Genomic DNA, 3,065 nt, shown 5'->3' with positions numbered 1-3,065 from the left:
GTTGCCATCAGCCGGCGGCGGGGGCGGCGGGGGGCAATGTTCGTCTTCTTTTTTGGCCGCAATCTGAGCCAGCTGCTTCTTGGTCAGCACATCATGAATCTGCACTTCTTTCTGAAGGTGCTGGGTTTCACGGTTGGTGCGCAGCGTGTCCAGTTGTTGCGTAAGGGCTGTCAACTGGTTGGTGTCAACCTGGCCGGGTGTGGTCAGTAGGGTGCGGATCTGTTCATGGATGCTGCGTTCCTGTTCCATGTCCGCTTTTGGATCAGGGCGGTTGGCTTCCATGATCGCCTTGATCTTCTTTTTCTGGGAAGACGTCAGTTTCACGCCATCCAGAGAAAGGATGTGGCCGTGCGGATGGCACATGCCATGGTGCGGCGGGGGAGGTGGCGGCGGCGCGGATGTATCATCAGCGCGGGCCAGAGAGCCTGCCGCCGTGAACATTCCAAAAGTAAGGGCCGTGGCCAGCAAAGCTTTTTTCATTCCAAATGCCTTATATCGTCATTCAATGGGAGAGGCTCTGTGCAAGCATCTCTCCATGGAGCCATGATAGGAGGAGATATGTGGTCATAAAATGGCGCATTTGTGGAGGAAGCGATAAAATGATGAACCTCCCTTAACAGGTGCCAAAGTGGGCAAAATGCCGATATTTAATCAGAAAAACGAATAAATAGAACTTATTTAGAAATAAAATAAGAAAATATAAGGGAATAAAAAATCAGACCAAAATTGTTCTGTTACTTGTGATATAAAATATAGAATTGACGTACCAAGAAAAAAGAGTAGCGTCCCTAAACAGAGGTTGCTGCGGTTCCTGCATAGATGGAAAGCAGAAAACTTCATGTTTTTATGCTGCCTGCGGCCAGAATGGTTTGAAAGAACCTGTTTTTCCCGCTGGCGCACAATGGAGGCATGGATATGGGCTTGTACGGCGCTATCATTTTTTTCGGTGTGGATCTCATTCTGTTCGGGCTGGGGCTGCATGACATCAATTTCGCTGCATTTGCAGCCGCGTTTGTGCTGCCCGGCATTATCATGGGGGCCTACGCGGGCCACGGCGTGAAGCAGGACAATATCGAACAGGCCTGAACCTGTTTGCAGTCCGCTTGAAACAGACTGAAGTAATGCCTGCATGGTCCGCACCATGCAGGCATTTTTTATGCTGACGTATTTGTCCCGTAGGCTTCCTTCCGCTCACGTGACAATGTCACACTCTTAAATTCTAGGGATAAATACGCAAAGCATCCTATGTTTACTGAGATTTTGCGCTCAAATCCTTTATAAACCATTCTGATTAATCAGAGAGGGCATCTCTCGCCAGTTAGCAGCATCTCTCAATATTCATGTGGTGCACCTCTTTTTCTGGCTAACAGAAGAGGTACACACGTGACGGAGCTTATATAGTCAACTGTTCTTGAACGGGCTGAGCCAAACGCCCTTGGTTGCGCAAGCATTGCACAGATAATGATAGCGCACCTTGAGGAGGGCACTGGCAGGCTTCACTGTGCCGCAAGGCAAGAATGCCTTTTGGCAAAGGTGTCTGGTTTGCCATGGCCAAGAATTATCGCACTCAGAGGCAGATCTTGTTGGTGCATGGCTATGGGGCGGATCACTCAGCGAGTGCGCGCATCATGCTGTCTTTCTGCCCAATCAGACCGGGATTCCTCGCTCAGGAGGTCATCCAAATAACTGCTTTTGAGTGCGGAAAGCACGTTGCGGAAATAGTAAGCTACAAAGTGTTCGTTAAAATGATCATTATTATTGGTGTTTCTTTTTTCTTCAGAACCAGGGCCCCTGCGCAGAAATTCAACAGTAAATGATGAAGCGGCATTGATTAAAGCCACTTCTATTTCTGGTCTGGTCGTATAGGGCATGGAAATAGGCTCCGCAATTCTGAGTTTAGGCAGGGCACTAACGCCCGCACCCAATACGTTTCAGATTAACGGACGTTCATAAATATTTTTTGTTATATGCACTGGAGGAAAGTCAAACATGCAGAATGTATCTCAGTTTGAGCGCCACCGGACAGCGCTCCAGTAGCACGGATACGAACACCGAGGCTGACATATCCGGACATAGGCCAGATGATGCTGGAACACATCGGCTCCATGAGCGCTGCGTGTGCATGCGGGAAGCAAGAATGTGGAGGCCACCCTGCGCCTGTCCGATGTGCGCCGCTGCAAACCCTTGCACTGCTTTATTCTGGGCGTCGTGGAGGGTGTAGCGTGACGAAAAGGAATTTTCCCGTAGGCCAGAAACACGCTTTGCAGGGTATGGTGAGTTTTCCAGTCCGGACAGAGGCTTGGCGGAAGCAGGATGCACGCCATCACGGGCCATAATATGCTGTCAGAGGCGGAGTGCCATACCAGAGAAGCCAATTAGAAACTGCTGGCCGAATCTGCTTGGAAGATGCTGAGGAGCCTGAGCACGGAACGGCCCAAAAGGGGTCGACAAAAGACCGAGTGTGAAAACTTTAGGAGAAAAAGTTTTCATTCATGCCGGAAAATTTAATGAAAACAGTGTTTTACAAGGGCGGGTGGTGGAGCTGAGGGGAATCGAACCCCTGACCTCCTCATTGCGAACGAGGCGCTCTCCCAACTGAGCTACAGCCCCGCCTGTATGGTTTTTGGGTGTATAGGGCTTACTAATAGCGTGTCAAGCTGTATTGTGGCATGGTTTTGGCATGGAGGTGTTCGCCTTCAATGCTGTGAATTCAAAGGAGTTGCCGCTTGCTGTTTGGCCTTTTTTCACTGTTGATGCGGTTGCTGAACATTTATTGCTGGATTCTGCTCCTGTCCTGCATTTTCATCAATCTTTGCATGTTCGGCATTCTGGATAGCCGTAACCAGTTGGTCTGGAAGGTGGGCGTGTTCTTTAATCGCCTGACAGAACCGGTGCTGGAACCCGTGCGGCGCCTGTTGCCCATGCCGGGGGGGATAGATTTCAGCCCCATGGTTGTGTTGCTGGGTATTCAATATGTTGTGCAACCCATTCTGGTTGAATTGTTCCGAATGCTGATAATGCGTTATACCAATTTGTTTTGGCTGTGACTCAGGGGGGGTACACAT

Annotated in this window: 4 protein-coding genes and 1 tRNA gene; 2 read left to right on the top strand and 3 right to left on the bottom strand. The window is 49.7% G+C overall.

Annotated elements, in window-relative coordinates:
• A partial coding sequence (locus AD948_RS00425; RefSeq protein ID WP_061470242.1) for a Spy/CpxP family protein refolding chaperone occupies nucleotides 1-480 on the bottom strand: 480 nt, incomplete at its 3' end.
• A gap of 429 nt (nucleotides 481-909) precedes the next feature.
• On the opposite strand from AD948_RS00425, the gene AD948_RS17960 reads away from it, so the two are divergent.
• Complete coding sequence (locus AD948_RS17960) at nucleotides 910-1,086, top strand: hypothetical protein (protein ID WP_006558823.1); 177 nt, start codon at nucleotides 910-912, stop codon at nucleotides 1,084-1,086.
• A gap of 524 nt (nucleotides 1,087-1,610) precedes the next feature.
• Here the strand turns inward: AD948_RS17960 and AD948_RS17955 are convergent.
• Both AD948_RS17955 and AD948_RS00410 read right to left on the bottom strand, forming a co-directional pair.
• Complete coding sequence (locus AD948_RS17955; protein ID WP_006558821.1) at nucleotides 1,611-1,871, bottom strand: hypothetical protein; 261 nt, start codon at nucleotides 1,869-1,871, stop codon at nucleotides 1,611-1,613.
• Between the two features lie 663 nt (nucleotides 1,872-2,534).
• A tRNA-Ala gene (locus AD948_RS00410) sits at nucleotides 2,535-2,610 on the bottom strand.
• Nucleotides 2,611-2,726: 116 nt separating this feature from the next.
• Here AD948_RS00410 and AD948_RS00405 point away from each other — a divergent pair.
• On the top strand, nucleotides 2,727-3,047 hold the full coding sequence (locus AD948_RS00405) for a YggT family protein (RefSeq protein WP_248845859.1): 321 nt from the start codon (nucleotides 2,727-2,729) through the stop codon (nucleotides 3,045-3,047).
• Nucleotides 3,048-3,065 lie beyond the last annotated feature (18 nt).

This window comes from Acetobacter senegalensis (genome assembly GCF_001580995.1).
GTDB lineage: Bacteria > Pseudomonadota > Alphaproteobacteria > Acetobacterales > Acetobacteraceae > Acetobacter > Acetobacter senegalensis.
The sequence above is the reverse complement of the archived record's forward strand: the minus strand, read 5'-3'. Positions and strand labels throughout refer to the sequence as shown.

What these genes read in the sequence shown, in the direction of transcription:
- AD948_RS17955 (WP_006558821.1), bottom strand. Translation starts at nt 1,871, where the DNA reads ATGCCCTATACGACCAGACCAGAAATAGAAGTGGCTTTAATCAATGCC.
- AD948_RS17960 (WP_006558823.1), top strand. Translation starts at nt 910, where the DNA reads ATGGATATGGGCTTGTACGGCGCTATCATTTTTTTCGGTGTGGATCTC.